At 42.0% G+C, this 19,250-nt stretch carries 14 protein-coding genes; 9 read left to right on the top strand and 5 right to left on the bottom strand.

Features of this window, described 5'->3' with window-relative positions; genetic code table 11:
- Positions 1-188: 188 nt before the first annotated feature.
- From J3455_RS16740 to J3455_RS16715, 6 genes are all read left to right on the top strand, one after another.
- Positions 189-2,222, top strand: a complete 2,034-nt coding sequence (locus tag J3455_RS16740; RefSeq protein ID WP_349562071.1) for a winged helix-turn-helix domain-containing protein — start codon at positions 189-191, stop codon at positions 2,220-2,222.
- A gap of 120 nt (positions 2,223-2,342) precedes the next feature.
- Positions 2,343-3,113, top strand: coding sequence for a DeoR/GlpR family DNA-binding transcription regulator (locus J3455_RS16735; RefSeq protein WP_054552250.1), 771 nt, complete (start codon positions 2,343-2,345; stop codon positions 3,111-3,113).
- A gap of 95 nt (positions 3,114-3,208) precedes the next feature.
- Positions 3,209-5,029 carry a glutamine--fructose-6-phosphate transaminase (isomerizing) gene (gene glmS / locus J3455_RS16730; protein ID WP_349562070.1) on the top strand — a complete coding sequence of 607 codons (1,821 nt, stop codon included), beginning with the start codon at positions 3,209-3,211 and terminating at the stop codon, positions 5,027-5,029.
- A 129-nt stretch (positions 5,030-5,158) separates the two neighbouring features.
- Complete coding sequence (locus tag J3455_RS16725) at positions 5,159-6,745, top strand: N-acyl-D-amino-acid deacylase family protein (RefSeq protein ID WP_349562069.1); 1,587 nt, start codon at positions 5,159-5,161, stop codon at positions 6,743-6,745.
- A gap of 112 nt (positions 6,746-6,857) precedes the next feature.
- On the top strand, positions 6,858-8,042 hold the full coding sequence (locus tag J3455_RS16720) for an alpha/beta hydrolase (RefSeq protein ID WP_349562068.1): 1,185 nt from the start codon (positions 6,858-6,860) through the stop codon (positions 8,040-8,042).
- A gap of 169 nt (positions 8,043-8,211) precedes the next feature.
- Positions 8,212-9,513, top strand: coding sequence for a DEAD/DEAH box helicase (locus J3455_RS16715; RefSeq protein WP_349562067.1), 1,302 nt, complete (start codon positions 8,212-8,214; stop codon positions 9,511-9,513).
- 59 nt (positions 9,514-9,572) lie between these two features.
- On the opposite strand, the gene J3455_RS16710 is transcribed toward J3455_RS16715, so the two are convergent.
- The 3 genes from J3455_RS16710 to J3455_RS16700 all read right to left on the bottom strand — a co-directional run bounded on the left by J3455_RS16710 (position 9,573) and on the right by J3455_RS16700 (position 16,785).
- The gene (locus tag J3455_RS16710) at positions 9,573-12,788 is read right to left on the bottom strand and encodes a S41 family peptidase (RefSeq protein WP_349562066.1); all 3,216 of its coding nucleotides are present in this window, start codon (positions 12,786-12,788) and stop codon (positions 9,573-9,575) included.
- 156 nt (positions 12,789-12,944) lie between these two features.
- Positions 12,945-14,336: a 5-methyltetrahydrofolate--homocysteine methyltransferase gene (locus tag J3455_RS16705; protein ID WP_349562065.1), complete on the bottom strand. Its 1,392-nt coding sequence runs from the start codon at positions 14,334-14,336 to the stop codon at positions 12,945-12,947.
- A 28-nt stretch (positions 14,337-14,364) separates the two neighbouring features.
- Positions 14,365-16,785: a TonB-dependent receptor gene (locus tag J3455_RS16700; protein ID WP_349562064.1), complete on the bottom strand. Its 2,421-nt coding sequence runs from the start codon at positions 16,783-16,785 to the stop codon at positions 14,365-14,367.
- Positions 16,786-16,924: 139 nt separating this feature from the next.
- On the opposite strand from J3455_RS16700, the gene J3455_RS16695 reads away from it, so the two are divergent.
- Genes J3455_RS16695 through J3455_RS16685 form a run of 3 tightly spaced genes read left to right on the top strand, consistent with a single transcriptional unit; the run spans position 16,925 to position 18,339 of the window.
- Complete coding sequence (locus tag J3455_RS16695; protein WP_130050162.1) at positions 16,925-17,428, top strand: ZrgA family zinc uptake protein; 504 nt, start codon at positions 16,925-16,927, stop codon at positions 17,426-17,428.
- Positions 17,425-17,892 (top strand): Fur family transcriptional regulator, encoded by a 468-nt coding sequence (locus tag J3455_RS16690; protein ID WP_130050163.1) that lies wholly within the window; start codon positions 17,425-17,427, stop codon positions 17,890-17,892. The genes J3455_RS16695 and J3455_RS16690 overlap by 4 nt, the downstream gene beginning before the upstream one ends.
- Positions 17,893-17,937: 45 nt before the next feature.
- Positions 17,938-18,339 carry a MerC domain-containing protein gene (locus tag J3455_RS16685; RefSeq protein ID WP_130050164.1) on the top strand — a complete coding sequence of 134 codons (402 nt, stop codon included), beginning with the start codon at positions 17,938-17,940 and terminating at the stop codon, positions 18,337-18,339.
- 60 nt (positions 18,340-18,399) lie between these two features.
- Here the strand turns inward: J3455_RS16685 and J3455_RS16680 are convergent, their stop codons facing one another.
- Complete coding sequence (locus J3455_RS16680) at positions 18,400-18,645, bottom strand: DUF3297 family protein (protein ID WP_175580416.1); 246 nt, start codon at positions 18,643-18,645, stop codon at positions 18,400-18,402.
- 85 nt (positions 18,646-18,730) lie between these two features.
- Complete coding sequence (locus tag J3455_RS16675; protein ID WP_130050166.1) at positions 18,731-19,195, bottom strand: energy transducer TonB family protein; 465 nt, start codon at positions 19,193-19,195, stop codon at positions 18,731-18,733.
- Positions 19,196-19,250: the final 55 nt, after the last annotated feature.

Genomic DNA, 19,250 nt, shown 5'->3' with positions numbered 1-19,250 from the left:
GGCTTGAAGTCGAGAAGGTAAAATACGTAAAGGTAATCATGAAACCAATAATCTTCCTCTGATTTTACTGTGACTAAACTGTAACTTTTTTATTTATCAAGTGTTTATATTGTTTGTAGTAACCTAGTTAATAGTAAAGTACAATATTTTGTAGAGGGATCATTAAGGTAGATGAGTGACTCAGTTGTATGCTTATTCGGATTGGAAAGTGCTATTTAAATACAGAAGAGATGTCTCTTCTGGTTGATGAACAGTCAATTATATTAGAGCCAAAGGTATTTGCTGTTTTAATGTATTTTATTGAGCATAACGACCGTTACATTTCAATGGCTGATTTACACCAAAACCTATGGCAAGATCGTTGTGTTTCTGATGCTGCTGTTAGACGAGTTATTAGTAAAATCCGTAGTGTATTAGGTGATGATCACAAAGAACCTACTTTTCTTCAGTCTCTTCCGAAACGGGGCTATAAGCTTATTTGCACTATTGAAGAAGTGTCCTCTATAGAAACAGAGCAACCTTCGAATACACACATCCCAACTAGTCAAAGAAAAAAATATAACCTTATATTAGCAACCTTTTCGATAGCATTTATTTGCGCTCTGTTTGTATATTTTCTACCTAAAAAAAACCATGACGATCCCCTGACAGTTATTGACACTATTACTTCTGAAAAGCGATCACTTGGCGTATCGAATAATGGTAAGTACATCGCTTTTAGCAATCGATTAAGTCACGAGAGTAATTATCAAATTTACTTGAAAAATCTAGATAATCAGTCAATTAAACCTCTCACAGACACTGCAACCTTGCCTATTGGATTAGCATTTTCAAATAATGATCGATATTTATACTTTTCGGATAATGATGTTGGCTCTGCAAAAATTAAGAGGGTATCTCTAATAAACCCAGCGAATAACGTAGAGGTGTTAGTTTCCGATTTTCATTTTATTACCAGTGTATTTTTTAATAAAAATGATAATAGCCTATTTTTTACAGGGCAAAAGCAACCTCACGGTAGCATGCTTCTTTATAAGTTAAATAGAGTAGGCGGCCTTATAGAAGAAGTGACATCTGTGGCTCAAAAAGGGGTGTATGACTCATATGCTGATATTTCACCTGATATGAGTAAAGTTGCTGTGCTTAGAGTATTTTTAGACAGTAAACGTAATAACATACGTATTCTTGATCCTGAAACCGGCAACACGCTTTTTAATTATGATCATCATGATGTGATTTACAGCTTGCAATGGCTTAATGATGAGCACCTTGTTTTTGCTGATAAGAAACAACTGATAAAGTTAAATATTAAAACAGGCAATACAGAAGTGGTTATGAATACCACTGTTACAGCTCTAAACGTACTTGACCCACATACTTTATTGGCGATTAAAACTCGCGAAAGACTTAATACTTTTATTGAAAAAAAGCTTCCTATGGAGGTATTTAAAACCACAGAAGTGACACAAAGTAATAACACTGAACAGGGGCGTATTACCACCTATCACTCTTTAGGCAATAAAGTGTGGGTGATAGAAAAACGCAATAAAGTTAATTATTTAACCCTACATGAAAAGCATAACTCTGCAAGTAAAGTTGAATTATTTCAAACCGAGCAGCCACTTAAATTGATCAGTCCTTCAAAATCTGGACAATATGTATTACTCAAGCATCATAACCGAACCGCTATATTCAATGTCATAACGAATACATTGAATTACGTATCGAAAACAGATGAATTGATCGGGGATGTCAGCTTTTCCGATAATGAAGACTCTATCCTCTATTCTATCAAAACAGATGGGGAGTGGCAGATTTTTGAACAGACTATGGCAGATAGAACGAATACGCTCCTTTTTAAAGGTTATCGTTATATTCGCGAATTTGAAGGAGGGTACATAGTGGGTGACGAGTGGGGGAATTTATCTCGATTTGATGCTTATAATAATAGCTTTACGGCCTTACCGATAACGCTGCCTAACGATGCAATTGTAAACTGGGCTATTGTTGAAGATAGAGTGTTATGGAGTAATTATAACCTTATTGGCAATACAACTTTCTATGAAATGAATATAAATGATGTTGATGGCAGCACTCTGTTAACACAGGAGTTTCCATTTAATGAAGTTTGGCCTTATTTCTATGTGGATAAGATAAATAATTTAATTATTATTAAAAGGTTAGGAAAGCAATCTACAGAAATAGTTTCTTTAAGCATTTAATCAATGGCTCTATAGGCCACATATCTTAATAAGGTGTGTTCTCAAAACATTGACTTGCCATTTATATTGTTTCGTTTAAAATCCAAAAACTTTCGAAACGAAACTTATGTGATCATATAAATGACAAAACGAAACACTCAACAACGTCGCCATACTATCTTAAGCCAAGTGAATGAACTTGGTGAAGTTGCTGTTGAAGCGTTAGCTGAGCAGTTTCAAACTTCTGAAGTGACCATTCGTAAAGATCTGACAGCACTTGAAAAAAGTGGCTTATTACTGCGCCGGTACGGTGGTGCTATTGCACTGCCGCAAGAAATCGTTGCAAATAGCAATGAGAAAAGCGACTCGCTTCGCAAAATGGCAATCGCACAGGCCGCTGCAAAGCTGATTAAAGATCATAACCGCATCATCATTGATAGCGGTCGCACTACCGCGGCGATGATCCCAGAGCTTGCGAGTAAACGCGGTTTAGTGGTGATGACCAATGCTATTAATGTCGCTAACCGACTACTTTCATTAGAAAATGAGCCAACATTATTGATGACTGGGGGAACCTGGGATCCGCATTCAGAATCGTTTCAAGGCCAAGTTGCGGAGAATGTTCTACGCTCTTACGACTTTGACCAACTCTTTATTGGTGCCGATGGCATTGATATTGATAGAGGTACCACAACCTTCAATGAATTAGTGGGGCTTAGCCAAGTGATGGCTGAAGCTGCCCGAGAGGTAGTGGTGCTGGTAGAGTCAGAAAAAATTGGCCGAAGAATACCTAATTTAGAACTGCCTTGGCAGCGTGTTACCACTGTTATCACAGACAACAATCTAAGCGCAGATAAGCGTGAGGCGATAACAGCATGTGGAGTACAGCTGATCTGTGCAGAAATTGAATAACCCGTAATAAGACCGACAACACCTTATTACATTAAATTTATGACAACACATACCGCCCAAAGTAAAACGCTTTGGCATGTGCAAAAGGAGAAATTATGTGTGGAATCGTTGGGGCTGTTGCAGAACGCCCAGTAAACAAAATACTTGTTGAAGGCCTAAAGCGTCTTGAATACCGTGGCTATGATTCGGCTGGTGTGGCTTTACTTAAAGGTACTGAGCTAAACACTGTAAAGTCAGTGGGTAAGGTTGCTAATCTTGAAGCGGCACTGAATGATGCAGCAGTAAATGGTACTACAGGTATCGCACATACACGCTGGGCAACTCATGGTGGCGTAACTGAAGCGAATGCTCACCCACATGTTTCGAACAGCGAAATTGCCCTAGTTCATAACGGTATTATCGAAAACCATGCCAGTCTACGTGATGCGCTTAAAGGCGACGGTTATGAGTTTTTATCAGAAACTGACACTGAAGTAATGGTGCACCTTATTCACCAACTTCGCCAGCAGCACGATACGCTTTTAGCAGCAGTACAAGCTGCAGTTAAGCAGTTTGAAGGTGCATTTGGTACCGTTGTTTTTGATAAAGCGAACGACAACGAAATCATCGTAGCGCGCTCTGGTAGCCCATTGGTGATTGGTTTGGGTCTTGGCGAAAACTTTATTGCCTCTGATCAACTTGCTCTATTACCTGTTACACGTAGCTTTATTTACCTTGAAGAAGGCGATGTTGCTCGTATTACTCGCGACAGTGTTGAAATTTTTGATGCAAACGGCGATGCAGTAGAGCGCGAAGTGATTGAATCAAACATTACGCAAGATGCATCAGGTAAAGGCGAATATCGTCACTACATGCTGAAAGAAATTTACGAGCAGCCACTTGCTGTACGTAACACGCTTGATGGCCGCCTAGTTAATGATACTGTAGCGATTGATGCCTTTGGCGATAGTGCTCAGCAAATCTTTAAAGACGTAAAACACGTACAAATTATTGCCTGTGGTACATCATATCACTCAGGCATGGTTGCTCGTTACTGGCTTGAGCAGTTTGCAGGCGTAAGCTGTAATGTCGAGATTGCTTCTGAGTTCCGTTACCGTGAATCATTTGTACATGAAAACAGCTTACTTGTGACAATTTCACAGTCTGGTGAAACAGCCGATACGCTTGCTGCACTTCGTCTTGCAAAACAGCAAGGCTACATGGCGTCAATGACCATTTGTAACGTACCGGGTTCATCGTTAGTACGTGAATCTGATTTAGCCTTTATGACTAAAGCAGGTGCTGAAATTGGTGTTGCATCAACTAAAGCTTTCACCACACAACTTGTTGGCTTATTAATGCTAACGGCATCTATTGCCCAAGAAAAAGGCCTAGATCAAAGTGCGATTGTGAATGCAATTAAAACACTTCCTAACAAGTTAGAAGAAGCATTACTACTTGCTGAAGGGATTGAAGATTTAGCTGAAGAATTTGCTGACAAGCACCATTCATTGTTCTTAGGTCGTGGCTCACAATACCCAATCGCGATGGAAGGTGCGCTTAAGCTGAAAGAGATTTCATACATTCACGCCGAAGCATACGCAGCGGGTGAGCTTAAGCATGGTCCTCTTGCGTTGATTGATGCCGACATGCCAATCATTGTTGTAGCACCAAACAACGAACTACTTGAAAAGCTTAAATCAAACGTAGAAGAAGTACGTGCCCGTGGCGGTATTATTTATGTATTCGCAGACAAAGACTCAGCGTTCAATTCTGACGAAACGATGCGTGTAATCAACGTAAATCATGTCGATGACGTGATTGCCCCAGTTGTATATACAACTCCACTACAGCTGCTTTCATACTATGTTGCGGTTATTAAAGGCACCGACGTAGACCAACCTCGAAACCTAGCAAAATCGGTAACGGTTGAGTAAGTTAAAGCATCGAGGCCGGCTAATTAGCCGGCTTTTTTGTGTCTGTAATTTGCTTAATTACTGTTCACTGATGCAATTTGTGTTGCAATTGATTAGGATGGTTAAACACTCAGGCTAAGGATCATAACAATGAAAAAGCGCAGTGTTTTAACCTCAATAGGATTGTTCGTATTAGTGCTCAGCTCGGGGATTTCTTATGGGCAATCTTTTGATCTCATCATCAAAAACGCTATGTTGCTCGATGGTCTTGGTGGCAAAGCGGTTCACGCAGATGTTGGCATTGAAAGCGGCAAGATCACTAAAATTGGTGACATGACGGCTGACAAGGCTCAACAAGTTATAGATGCCAAAGGCAAGATTGTTGCCCCTGGCTTTATTGATTTACATTCCCATGCTGAGCGCTCAATTGCAGAGCTGCCTCGGCTCGATAACTTAGTACAGCAGGGTATTACCACTATTTTGGGCGGTAACTGTGGTTTTTCTCCTGTCGACTTTAAGCAATTTTTTGCGCAAACCGAGCGTTCACCTCTAGGGACTAACTTAGCCTTATTAATTGGCCATAATGATGTTCGTAAAGCTGTAATGGGTGAAGAGCAGCGGCTTGCCAGCGCTGATGAGCTAAAAGCAATGCAAGTGCTGGTAGATAAAGCGATGCAGCAGGGGGCGTTTGGTTTATCGACTGGGCTTAAATATGTTCCTGGTGTGTACTCAAACTTTGCTGAAGTAAAGGTGCTTGCCGAAACCGCTCATGCTCAGCATGGATTTTTTGCATCTCATATGCGCGATGAAGGCGCAGAGATTGTCACGGCGATGAATGAAGTGCTCGATGTTGCAAAAGAGACCGGTATTCCTGTGCATATCTCTCATCATAAGCTGATTGGTCATCCAAATTGGGGTGAGAGTAAGCAAACTATTCAAATGATCCGTGATGCTCGCAAAGCGGGTTTCGATGTCACTCTCGATCAGTATCCTTACACGGCTTCTTCTACGCGGTTTGCTATTTTATTTCCGGCGTGGTCATTGGCTGGTGGCCAAGCTGAAGTTGAAAAGCGTCTACAAGATCCAGAACTAAGGCAAAAAATAAAACAAGGTTTGATCAAAAATATCCGTGAAGATAGAGGCGGTGGTGACCCCGCAAGGCTGCAAATAGCGCATTATGCGGCAAACCCTACATGGGATGGGCTAACCTTTGCTGAAGTATTAAAGCGTGAAGGGCGAGCGCAAAGTATTGATGAAGCCGCTGAACTTGCCATTGAAATTCAAGCAAATGGCGGTGCTCAGGGGATCTTCCACGCTATTAATGAAGATGATGTTAAGTACATTATGGCTTACCCAATTACCGCAATCGCCACCGATGCGGGTGGTTCAGAACTTGGTAAAGGCAACCCGCATCCAAGAGGATACGGCACCTTTCCTAGAGTACTAGGTCATTATGTGCGTGAACAAGGGGTGATTTCATTACCTGATGCAATACGTAAAATGACCAGTTTACCCGCAGCAAGAATGGGCCTAACTGACCGAGGAGTGATAGCACAAGGCTATGCTGCTGATATTGTCATACTCGACCCTGCGACGGTTGCTGATAAATCAACGTTTAGCGCACCTCATCAGTACGCAGAAGGAATTGAATACGTCATTATTAATGGCCAAGTCATTAAATCACCAGATGGCATGACAGGTAAAAGTGCTGGGCAAATATTGCGTCATACGCTTTAGTTAAAATAATGACTTACATATACTTTTTTACGAAAAAGTTCATAAGTTATCTTTGTTTGTACCTGCAATTCTGTTAGCTTAAAAAATTACCAATATTTCTTAAGGATAAGTCGTGCGACTATTTAAGTTACTCTATATTAGTGGTTTTTTATTCTGTACTAGCCATGTTATGGCTCAACCAGCCGCTGATGAGGCGGTTACACATTACAGCCAACATACGCATACTATCGAATCAAGTAATCTTAGTGAGCAGCGCACAGTCGTTGTGCAATTACCAAAAAGCTACCAAACAGATCCAAACAAAAGATATCCCGTTATTTACCGTTTAGATGGGGCCGGTAATTTACCATTGATTAATGCTGTGCTTGAACGCTTACAACAAAATGATCAAGCGCCAGAGGTGATTGTAGTTGCGATTGAAAGCACTAATCGACTTAGAGATTTTTATCCCACAGTGAACAAAGAACCACAAGGGCCTGTTGGTGAAGGCGGTGGGGCAGCAAAGTTTTTAGCTTTCGTAGAGCAAGAACTGATGCCTTTGGTTAATAAACAGTATCGTACTCATGATTATAGAGTTATCGCAGGGGCCTCAGCTGCGGGTGTATTTGCTCTTTACGCAATGCAGGCTGACCCTGAGCTATTTCAAGCGCATATTGCTTATAGCCCTGCGGTATGGTGGAACTATGGCGCCCCGGCTAAGAGCCTAAAAACCTTTGTTACTAAAGCCAAAACTATTAACAGCTATGTATATATGAATATCGGCGAAGAAGCTGGCATTATGCGCGAAAGATACGATGATATGCAGCAAACAATGCAAAATAGTACGGTGCAACATTTGCGCTTTAAGAGCGATGCCTTTGCAGGCGTTTCGCATAACCTAACCTCAGCTGCTGGGGCATTTAATGCGTACCATGGCTTATTTTTATCTAAACATATGCCTTTGAGTGCATTGGGCGATGATGTTTCATCAATTGATGCTTATTATCAACGTTTATCTCAGCAATGGGGTGAACAAATAGCGCCACCAGACCGCGCTGTTAGGCTACTGGGTTACAGCTTAACGGATAACCAGCAATTTGAGCGGGCTATTGAGGTGTTTAAGTACAATATAAAAAACTACCCTAAATCAGCGTATGCACTGTCAGCTTTGTCATACGGCTATGAAATGCAAGGTAATATTCGCCAAGCATTAGTTCAAATCGAGGCTGCAATAGCCGTTGCAGATGACTCTTATCCTTACCCTGATTACTTAAAAGAGACAAAAACGAGGTTGCAAGCACAGTTGAGCAAGAGTTAAAAATATGGCCAACTTAAATGTTGGCTTTAAAGCACTCATTTTAATATTGAGCAATTATCATAAACCAGTTGCTGTTATTTAAAAGGTATTTAAAATCACTAATCCCTACTTAACGGCCAATAAATACGCTAAAATCGCAGGCTATTTTAGTAATGAGCCTACACCTTTTATGACCTCAACCGCAAACTCTAGCAATTTCAACGAACTTGGCCTTATTCCAGAGCTACTTGCTCGATTGGCTGATCTTGAATATACCCAGCCTACACCTATTCAGGCAAAAGCAATTCCAAGCATTTTAGCGGGTAGTGACTTAATTGCAGGAGCGAATACCGGTTCAGGTAAAACAGCGACATTTGCTCTGCCTATGCTGCAAAAGTGCTTTTTAGATAAGGGACTTAAAAAAGCACAAGGCAAAGGTAACTTTGCATCAGGGCTTATTTTAGTGCCAACCCGAGAACTCGCGGTGCAAGTGGCCGATAGCGTTAAATCGTACTCTGCAAATTTTAATGGTGCGATTAAAACTGTCGCGGTATTCGGTGGTGTGTCGGTGAATGCGCAAATGCAAGCATTGCGAGGCGGTGCCGATATTATTGTGGCAACCCCAGGGCGTTTACTTGATTTGATTTCAAGCAATGCTATTAAGCTTGATAACGTAAACACCTTAGTGCTTGATGAAGCAGATCGCATGTTGAGTCTTGGTTTTACCGAAGAACTTGCTGAGCTATTAGCACTTATGCCCGCTAAAAAACAAACAATGCTGTTTTCAGCGACGTTCCCAGATCAAGTTAAGCTATTAACCCAAAAGCTGTTAAATGACCCTGTTGAAATACAAGTTCAAAGCAAACAGGAGAGCACTCTAGTACAGCGTGTATTTACCGTTAATAAAGGTGAGAAGACCACTGTTTTAGCGCACTTAATAAAAAACCATAAATGGCGCCAAGTATTGATTTTTGTGAATGCAAAGAAAGATTGTGGGCACTTGGCGAGTAAGCTTGAAAAGCGTGGCATCAATGCACAAGTATTTCATGGTGATAAAGGCCAAAGTGAGCGTACTCGCGTAATCGAAAAGTTTAAAAATGGCGAAATTGAGGTGTTAATTGCCACTGATATTGCTGCTCGTGGTTTAGATATTGCTAAATTGCCTGTAGTGATTAATTTCAATTTACCCCGTAGCCCTGCCGATTACATGCACCGTATTGGCAGAAGTGGTCGCGCCGGAGAAATAGGCTTAGCGTTATCACTGATTGATTACGAAGACTTTCATCATTTTAAAATTATCGAAAAGAAAAATAAATTACGTTTAGAGCGTGAAGAAGTGGCAGGTTTTACCGTAAACCAAGCAAACCTCGATGCCGCTAAAGCACTTAAAAATGATAAGCCCGTAGCAAAACCTGCGGGAACAGGTAAGAAAAAGAAAAAAAACAAAGCCAACCAAGAAGACGATGTTTGGAGTGGCTGGAAGAAACATTAAAAACCCTAAAAAACCCCGCATCTTTGCGGGGTTTTTACTTTTTAACAACCAGTTAAGAATTAAAAGTCAGTCGGTGCTGGTGGCACGGTGAGAGGCTTTTTCGGATTGTCTTTTAGCTCTTTTAAAAGCTCTTCTACGGCACGTTCAATCGATGGATCTTTACCTTGGTAGATTAGCTCTGGGCGGTCAACTACCTTGATATCAGGGGTGACACCTTCGTTTTCGATGATCCAGTTGCCATCGTTATCTAAAATGCGGAATGTTGCCGCGATAACTTGGCCGCCGTCGACAAGACTTGGGTTACCCGAAATACCAATTAAACCACCCCAAGTACGGGTACCAATGAGCTTACCTAACCCAGCTTGACGGAAGTAGTAAGGAATAGCATCACCGCCAGAACTTGAGTAACCATTGATCAGCATGGCTTTTGGACCATCATGAGCAAATTGTGGGGTTTTAGTTGGCTCAACTCCACGGCGTTTCCAATAGTTAAGCGGTTTACGGGCAAGCCAAGTGATCATGTGTTCAGGAATAAAGCCGCCGCCATTGTATCGGTCATCAATAATCATGGCGTCTTTGGTGGTTTGCGGCATGTAGTTTTTGAACATGGCGCGGTTACCTTCGTAGGCTGTATTTGGTAAGTGAACATATCCAATACGACCATTTGATAGCTTATCAACGTAGGCTGCACGAGAGTTAACCCAGTCTAAATAGCGCAAGCCTTGCTCGCTAGCTACAGGCTTAACGGTAACTTGCCATGCACCTTTGCTGCGCGGTTTACTGTTAAGGACTAGCTCAACTTGCTCACCTTGAGTGTTCTCTAGTAATTCGTAGAAGTTAGCTACGTCTTTTACTGAGCGGCCATTTACGGCAATGATGTAGTCGCCGTTATGTGCTTTTACCCCTGTTGTACCAAGTGGTGAGCGGAAGTCTTCATGCCAGTTTTCACCTTGGAAGATTTGCTCAATTTTTACGTATCCAGATGGATCGCTGGCAAGTTTTGCACCTAATAAACCATGCTTTTTACGCTCTGCTTTTGGCATATCACCCGACTGCACATAAATGTGGCCTGAGTTAATTTCACCTGCGATTTCACTGAGAATGTAATCTAGGTCACTACGATGTGAGATAGCATCAGCCATAGGTTGATACTTAGCTAAAATTGCGTCCCAATCTTGGCCGTGATGGTTTTCATCGTAGAACCAATCACGTAATGTACGCCAGCCTTCAACATACATTTGTTGCCATTCAATCTGTGGCTCAATTTTTAAGGTCATGTTACTAAGATCAAGCTTATTCGCTGCTAGGTCTTGTTTTGCTTTTGGCTCAATTAAGCTGTAATCGTTACCCGCATGCACAAGCAGGTGTTCACCGTTGCTTGAAATAGTGTAGCTGCTTACCCCTTTAGCCACAGTTTCAAGCTCGCTGTCGTGAGCTGTGCCTATTAATTGTAGGCCGCCATTAGCCAGTGTTAGCACGCCATCTTTGACTGCCGTTAAACTGCGATAATCCCCTGCTGGTGCATTTAAAGCGGTTACACGTTGCATAAAATCGCTGCTTTGCAGGGTATTTTTCGCTTTCTTGTCTTCATTTTTTTGTTTATCGCTGACGATCGCTGTTTCGTCACTTTGTAGCGCGATAAGCGGTTTGATACTGTCATTTACGGCAGCGGCATAAATACGCGTTGCACGATTAAACATGTAGTCAAACTCATAGCTGCTGAAGGCTAAGTTAAAGTCGCGCTCAGAGCTAAAGTAGAGGTATTGGCCATCAGGAGAGAAAGTTGGGTTTTGCTCATTGGTCATTTCATCCGTTAAGCGAGTCACTTTCTTTTTATCAATATTGTAGTGCCACAGTGAGGCATAGCGGTTTTCATTGTTTTTCACAAACACAATGTCTTCGCTATTTGGCGACCAAGTATATTGGCGAATGCCTTCTTCATCGTAGATGCTGGTATCAATTTTGTGTTGTTTACCCGATTTTGCGTCTATCCACCAGAGTGTGTGGTTCTTATCTGCAAATAACAGCTTTGAGCTATCTGGTGACCAAATTGGCGTAAAGCGCCAAATAGTTCCATTGCTGGTTAGCTGCTTGGTGGCATTATTTTTACTGCGATCTTTTAAGTAAATTTCGTATTCGCCACTTTCATCGCTCATATAAGCAATATAACGACCATTTGGCGACCAACTTGCGTCAATTTCGCGGCCTTTTGCTGTGTAAGATAAGTTACGCGTTGGGCCCTGTTTAACTGGTACGCTAAATAGCTCACCGCGGGCAGTAAAGAGCGCACGTTTACCGTCATGAGAAATCGACATTGAGTCGATAAAGTCGCTGATATTTTTTGTGTACGGCATGGCATATTGACGCACACCAGCAATGTTAATGCTCAGCTTAGTGCTTTTTTGAGTTTGTGGGTCAAAGCGATAAAGGTAGCCACCATTTTCATAGACAACAGCATTAGGGCCAGCTGATGGCCACAGTACGTCAAAGTCTTTATGGTTGGTTAGTTTTTTCGGCTCAGCGCCTTTTTGGTATTGATATAGGTTAAGGGTGTAATCACGATCAGATACAAAGTAAATGTTATCGCCAACCCAGGTTGGTTGCTGATCGGTAGCGCGGTTACTGGTTAGCTGCTCTGAGGTATTGCTTTTTAAATCGTAAACCCAGACATCTTGTGCACGACCGCCACGGGTGCGCTTCCAAGTACGAAATTCACGGTCAATTGGCGTGTAAACATATTTACTCCCATCTGGCGAAAGCATACCACCGCCCGTTTCTGGAATAGCTAGAGGTTGTTCAAGGCCACCGTCAGCAGGCACCATGTATGGACGACCCATACGCTTACCCCACGGTGTGCGATTAGCACGAAATACCACATTTTTGCCATCTGGTGTCCAATCGAGAACACGATAATCAAAACCGCCGCGTGGTGGCATTGGGCCAACATCGTTGTAGTAAGTCAGTTGTTTTAAGCCTGAGCCATCGCTGTTAATGACATAAATTTGGCGGCTGCCATTGTACTCAGCCGCAAAGGCAATGCGTTTACCGTCAGGTGAAAACTTAGGGAAGGTTTCAAAGCCAATATGGTCAGTTAAGCGTTTGCTCTCGCCTGTTTGCGTATTAGCAATGTAAATATCGCCACCGTAAACAAAGGTAACATTTTGATTATGAATATCTGGAAAACGCAGTAAGCGCGTGTCTTTAGTTTCGTAAGCTGATGCCCAAGGTGCCAGTGTCGCAGCCATGGCCAGTGCCAACGTTGTTAGTTTTTTCATGGGATTACATCCTATTTTGGGAACTGTTACATCATAACTATTCAGTTTCAAATAGCGATGCTGATGCGATGAAAGTCTGTTACAAAATATGAATAAAAAAGGTTGGCAGTAAATGCCAACCTTTGCGAGCTATGTCATACCATAAAACATAACTTCTTAGTGGTCGTGATCGTCACTTTCTTCTGCGATACCTAACCAAGTGATGGCGCTTGGTGCAAAAGTCAGTTCAAGATCACCTTCAATTTCAAGGTCTTCGATATGTACTTTTAGTACGTGCTGAGCAATCGGGTCAGCAACGTAAGCAAACTCGCTATTTTGTGACACAGTCATGCTAAAGTTCATGCCTTCTGGCATCGCTGTTATGTCTTCTTCAGTAATATCTACTTTACCTGCAAGCTCCCAGTGCATGTGGCCGTCGTGCTCATGGGCTGCAAGCACGTTTAAAAAGCCTAAGCTATCAAGAACCAAAAAGTGCTCACCGCTTCCTGAGAATGAGTAAGAAACAGCGCTTGCGCCTTCATCAAGTTGCCACTCTAGGGCTTCCATTTCAGCTTCGCTCGGATTGATGCTCACAAAAACTGCGGCTCCGCCACCATGACCAGATGCAACACCAATAAAGCTGTTGCTTGATTCATGACCATATAAAGTACCGATTCTTAAATCGCCAACCGCTTCAATATTTGCGATTTTTTCTGCATGGTATTCATCGTCATGCTGGTGTGCTACCAGAACACCGTCGCCACAACCAAATGCTACATAATCATGGTTTTGCGCTGCACCGTGTAAATCAGGGCAGGTAACTTCAATTGTTTGTTCAAGCTCATATTCACCATCATGTAGATGGAAAACACCAATTTGATCCGGCAGGATTTTCGCATTAGAAGTGCTTTCGCTATCAGCGCGACGTAATGTAGCAACGAGGTGCTCACCTCGAGGTTCTGCAACACCATGCATATTGATTTCGTACTGAATACCAGTAAGTGTTGTTGTTTCGTTTGCAATGTCGTTATCGGTTAATACTTCTACTGAGGCAACGGTACCTGTATCGGCATTACCATCGTAAAACACGGCCATTTGGCCATCATGTTTAACGATGTGAGTGGGGCGACTGCCGGTTGTTAGCTCATAGTTACTAAATGCTGGGCCTTGTTTATAGTCATGTAAATGGTCGCCATGATTTTCGCGCCATAAACCGCTATCAATAAAGCCTAAGTAATCTTGGCTGCGGTTAGCAATAACGGCATAACGGTAGTTTGGTGAAACATTTAGTGAGCTTGAATCATGGATAAGCGAAAACGTTTCTAGTAATGAGTCGTCATCTAAATCAAAGATATTCGCTTCGTTGCTATCAGCTGCTAAAACCGCTAAACGACCCATTGAGTCAATGGTATAACCGTCATCATGATCGTGATCATGGTCATCACCACTGTCGTCAGGAACCTCGATAGGGTCTTTCTCAACAATATTTGTTTCTGCGTCACCACATGCGGTGATCAGGGTGCTACTAATTGCCAGTGCCAATAGTTTTAATCTAAATAAGTGTGTCATGTAGGTTTCCTTTATTTGTAATTATGTTTTAGAAGTAGCCGCGAACACCAAGCGCAAAACTGCGCCCAGGACGTGGTGCAATATTTTTTAAGAATGAGCTATGAACGCGAGCTTCTGTGTCCGTTAAGTTTGTGCCTTTTAAATACAGCGATAGGTCTTGGTTCAGTACCGATAAGTCATAAGAGATGCTGGCATCAACGAGGGTGTAGCCGTCAGTTGTGGTTTCTTCATGCGCTATGCGGTCTTGTTCTTGGTAGCGTGTAACGTGAATATTTGCCGTTAGATTCTCTGTTTGATAGCTAAACTCGGTACCAAAACGCAGTGGTGGAGTACGCGGTAAATCTCCACCGTCTTTTAGACGAGCACGTACATAATCTGAGAATAAATCGATTTTTAATTCGTCGGTTAGCTGCCAAGCAACTTGCGCTTCAAAACCATGTAAAACAACATCGTCTGTTTTAAATAAATAAACGGGTAGTTCAGATGAATGATCGTGCTCATCTTCGTGGTTATGTTCGTCACCATGGTCGTGGTCATGACCGCTTTCAGCGTAAAAACCTGTGTTGATCTGGTAATAATAGTTATCTACTTGGTTGTAAAATGCATTGAAGATAAAACCAACATCACCCTCGGTTTTACGAAATGTAAGGTCGATATTATTTGCAGTTTCTAAATCAAGAGCTTCTTGTGAAAGCTCAAAATGACCGTCATGAGTATCGAAAAGCGCACCGACTTCATAGGTTGCTGTGCCTATGTGTGGGCCGAAAGATAACAGCTCAGAAGCAGACGGAGCTCGCTCAGAACGCGATACCGATAAACCAAGGTTATAACCCGGAGTAAAATCCCATACCACCCCTGTTGATAAACTCACCGGTGTGAACTCTTGGGCAACATCAAATACACGTGTGTAGTTTGATTCTTCGTGTTCATGGTCATGGTCGTGCTCATCGCCTTCTTCATCATGAGCATGGGCGTCAATTTCTGGTAACAGCACATTGTTAGCATCAATAGTGACTCGCTCAACACGGCCACCTAATTGCACTAAAAAATCACCAAAATGCTTTTCTTCCATAATTGCAAAGGCAATACTTTCAGTAACAGAAGGGGGGGTGAAGGCTTCAGAGCCTTGTGCTTCAACATCACTTTTTTTGTAATGAAAGCTAACGCCACCATTCCACTCATCAAATTGGCTATGCAGAATGTCAACGCGAAGCTCATTGGTTTCGTTTTTGAAGGTTGTGCCTACTGCACCGTGTTCGATTTCAGCGTGTTCGTAGTCTGTGTGGCCAGCACGTAAGTTAATTTTGCTTAGCCATTCACTGTCGATATTGTATTCACCAAGTAGCTGGATTTTGGTTTGCTCGAGGTCTGCAAAAACGGCTTCTTCTTCGCTGTGCACCTCTTCGTGGTCATGTTCTTCATGCTCTTCTTCACCATGTGTATGGCCAGGAATACCGTATTGGCGGTTAAACTGCTCAACCGCAACGCCAACGTAACCTTGCTCAAATAAGTAGCTAGTGCCTACAGTAAAGCCATCTGAGTCTTCATTACTGTTTTCTACTACGTACTTTGAGCTGCGCTCGGTGTCGTCAATATCGGCAGCTACAGGTACTTCGTAATCGTCTGATTCACGCCAGAATGCATCAGCATAAAAGGCAAACGACTCTGTTCCTGTAGTAGCATTAAACGAAGCAATTTTTTGCTCATCTACAGAGTTATGTTCTAGGTTCCACTCGCCACGTGTAGTGCTGTCAGTTGGCACTCTGCTATCAACCACGTTGACGACACCACCAATTGCGCCGCTGCCATAAAAAAGAGTTGCTGGGCCACGTAAAACTTCAATTTGCTGCGCCGTTGATGCTTCAGATGCAACTGAGTGATCAGGACCAACACGTGACACATCACTCACATCTAGGCCATTTTGCGTTATTAAAACACGTGGGCCGCTTAAACCACGGATCACAGGGGTACTGGCAACCTTGGCATGGAAGTTTGTGTTAACGCCGGGTAGTTTTTCAAGGCTATCACCAAGCGTTGATGCTTGTTGGCGCCTTAATTGCTCGCCAGATAACACACTAACTGGTGAAGCAGATTCCATTGCCGACATATGAATCGGTGTTGCTTCAATATCAATAACTTCAATGGGTGAACGTTTTAGATTAAAAGTTGTAGTGTGGTCTTGGTCATTGGCAAGTGTGATATCTCGGTGCAAGTGAGCGTAACCTGGGGCTGAAATATGCAGCTCTTTTAAGCCGTTATTTAAGCCGCTGATTTCAAACTCACCTTTGTCATTAGTTGTTACTTTTTGATCTGAGCCTTCAAGGTCAACTGTTGCATTAGCAACTGCTTTACCTTGGTTATTTAAAACAACGCCTTTGATTGATTGCGCCAATACACTGGCTGGTAATAATGCTGCTATGACGACAGCGACTCTTGAGATGTTATTCATTATGCATCACTCTTTGGTATGTTATAATGTATCAATTGTGCTTTAATTGTTATAATGTATCAAGTATGAATCGACGAATGAGTTTTATTCTTTTTTGTAACAGTATGCTTAAAGAGAGGTAAATGGAGTGATTGTGGTTATGAAAGCAGCAAAATTGGTAGTGATATGCTTGATGGTTGGATGTATTTTTTCAGCTCAAGGGCATCAACACCATCATCATTCACATGGTGAGGGAGTGCTTTTTGTGGTTCATGACCAAGGTAAGTGGCAAGTTAAGTTAATTTTGCCGGCTGGAGATATTTTTGGCTTTGAGCATCAGCCTGAAACCGCTGAGCAAAAGCAAATTATCAAACAAACATTAGCCCAGTTAGCAAATTCAGAGCAGTTAGTGACATTTAACGGCGAATGTAAGCTTATTCATGCAAATTTTGAAAACCCATTTGAGCATCATTCTCATCATTCACATCAAGACCTTGAAGTTGAATACTCGTTTAGTTGTGATAAACCGGTCTCTAAAGTCACTGTTACTTTGTTTGCATGGGCTGAAGCGATATCTGTTATTGAAGCGCAGTGGATTACAGAGCAAGCGCAAGGGATAGCCGAGCTTACAGCAACAAAACCTTATATTGAGTGGCCGCTATGAATAAACAGCGATTAACCAGCACACTTAATAAAGCAAAGCAGGTTTGCCTTGAACATGGCAGAAAATTCACCATTCAGCGCAAGCAAATACTGCAAATATTACTAACCACAGACGTACCGCTATCGGCCTACGAGTTGGCCAGTTGTTATAAGCTGCGCACAAGCTCGAGTGTATCTGTCATGTCTGTTTATCGAATCTTGAGCTTTTTAGAATCGGTAAACCTTGTTCGCAGGCTTAATAGTGCTAACAAATATATCGCTTACGGTACCGACAGTGAGGTTTTTAAGCGTGAGATTTCTTTGTTTTTGATTTGCCGTCATTGCCAAAAAGTAGAGACTTTAGCGGTTTCACAGAGTGATGTTGCAAAGCTTTTCCCTCATTTTGATGATGCAGGTTTTACCTCACAAACAAAGCAATTTGAAATGATGGGTGTATGCAATGAGTGCCAAGCAAAAATTGCTTGATGCGTTTTTAATAATTCATGTGTTCAATTTTATAGGAATTATTCAGTGAAATTACAAGAAAAGATGGACAAATTTGCCATAGGGTTATCAGCTATGTGTGCTATTCACTGCTTAGCTGTGCCTGTGTTATTGGTTTTATTACCAAGTGCTGCAGCATTGGGTTTAGGTAACGAACAGTTTCATTTTTGGATGTTGGTTGCGGTACTGCCAAGTAGCTTATTAGCACTGTTTTTAGGCTGTAAAAAACATAAGCGTTACCGATTATTGATGCTAGGCGGTGCAGGGCTGGTGTTGTTGTCTGCGGCAGTGCTGCTTGGCGAAAATATTATTGGTGAGGCGGGAGAAAAAATACTTACTTTATTGGGCTCGCTATTTGTCGTCATTGGGCATTGGTTTAACTTTCGCTTGTGCGGAAAAAAACGAGGGAATGAGTGCCTTAGTTCGTAGAGATATAAACTTGTTGGCCAAGCATTGATTGGCCAACAAGCTCATTCAGTAATAACTGAATTACTTGTAGAAGACTTCTACAGAGCCTTTTACTTTTAATAGTAAAGGTTGGCCACGGCGATCAAGCGCTTTTGGAGAAGCGACTTTGATCCAGCCTTCGCTGATATTATATTCTTCAACGTCAAAACGCTCTTTGCCGTTAAGTTTTACACCAATTTCATGTTCGAAAACTTCTTCCACATAAAATTTACTACGTGGGTTGATAGAAAGTTGGTTTGGTAATTCTGGTTTTTGTGTATCAGTCATAGTTGCGATCTGCATTGAATAAATTGTGCGCCATTGTAGGCAATAGCTGGCATTGGCTCAAGTATCTGCATGGCAAATTTATTGTTTACTCGCAGGCTTGTTCTGAATGTTCGACGCACATGGCAACGGCTTCACTCTTTTTGTCGAAGTCGTGTGTTAAGCAGTAGTCAAAACGCATGGTTAACTCAATCACTTGTTCGCCCTTACGCTCTGGCCAATGCCAGTCTCTCACTATTTGTCTTGCTGCCTTTCTAACATCTTTACTAAAGCGCTTAGGTGCTGAATTTTCTATATTTAGATTTTTCACATCGCCTTGTGGTGTTACCTGAAAGTTGACAATTGCGCAGCCACTGCCTTGTCGATTCAACAGCCCTGTCGGGTATTGTACATGAGACATTGGTGGGAGTCGTTGCCAGCTAGGCTTATCCGTAGTGGTATCGAGTACCTGGGCTTGAATATCAACAAATGGAAATTTACGTGATAAGTCAGGGTTTGCGAATGAGCTGATTGATGCGCATGTAAGCGTTAATGCTAAAAGTGATTTATACATAGTTTTCCTTAACTTGTTTGTTTTTTGGTCATTTATTAATACTAATGATGAACTT

Origin of the sequence: Pseudoalteromonas sp. NFXS39 (genome assembly GCF_040148775.1) — a bacterium.
Taxonomy (GTDB): domain Bacteria; phylum Pseudomonadota; class Gammaproteobacteria; order Enterobacterales; family Alteromonadaceae; genus Pseudoalteromonas; species Pseudoalteromonas apostichopi.
The sequence above is the reverse complement of the archived record's forward strand: the minus strand, read 5'-3'. Positions and strand labels throughout refer to the sequence as shown.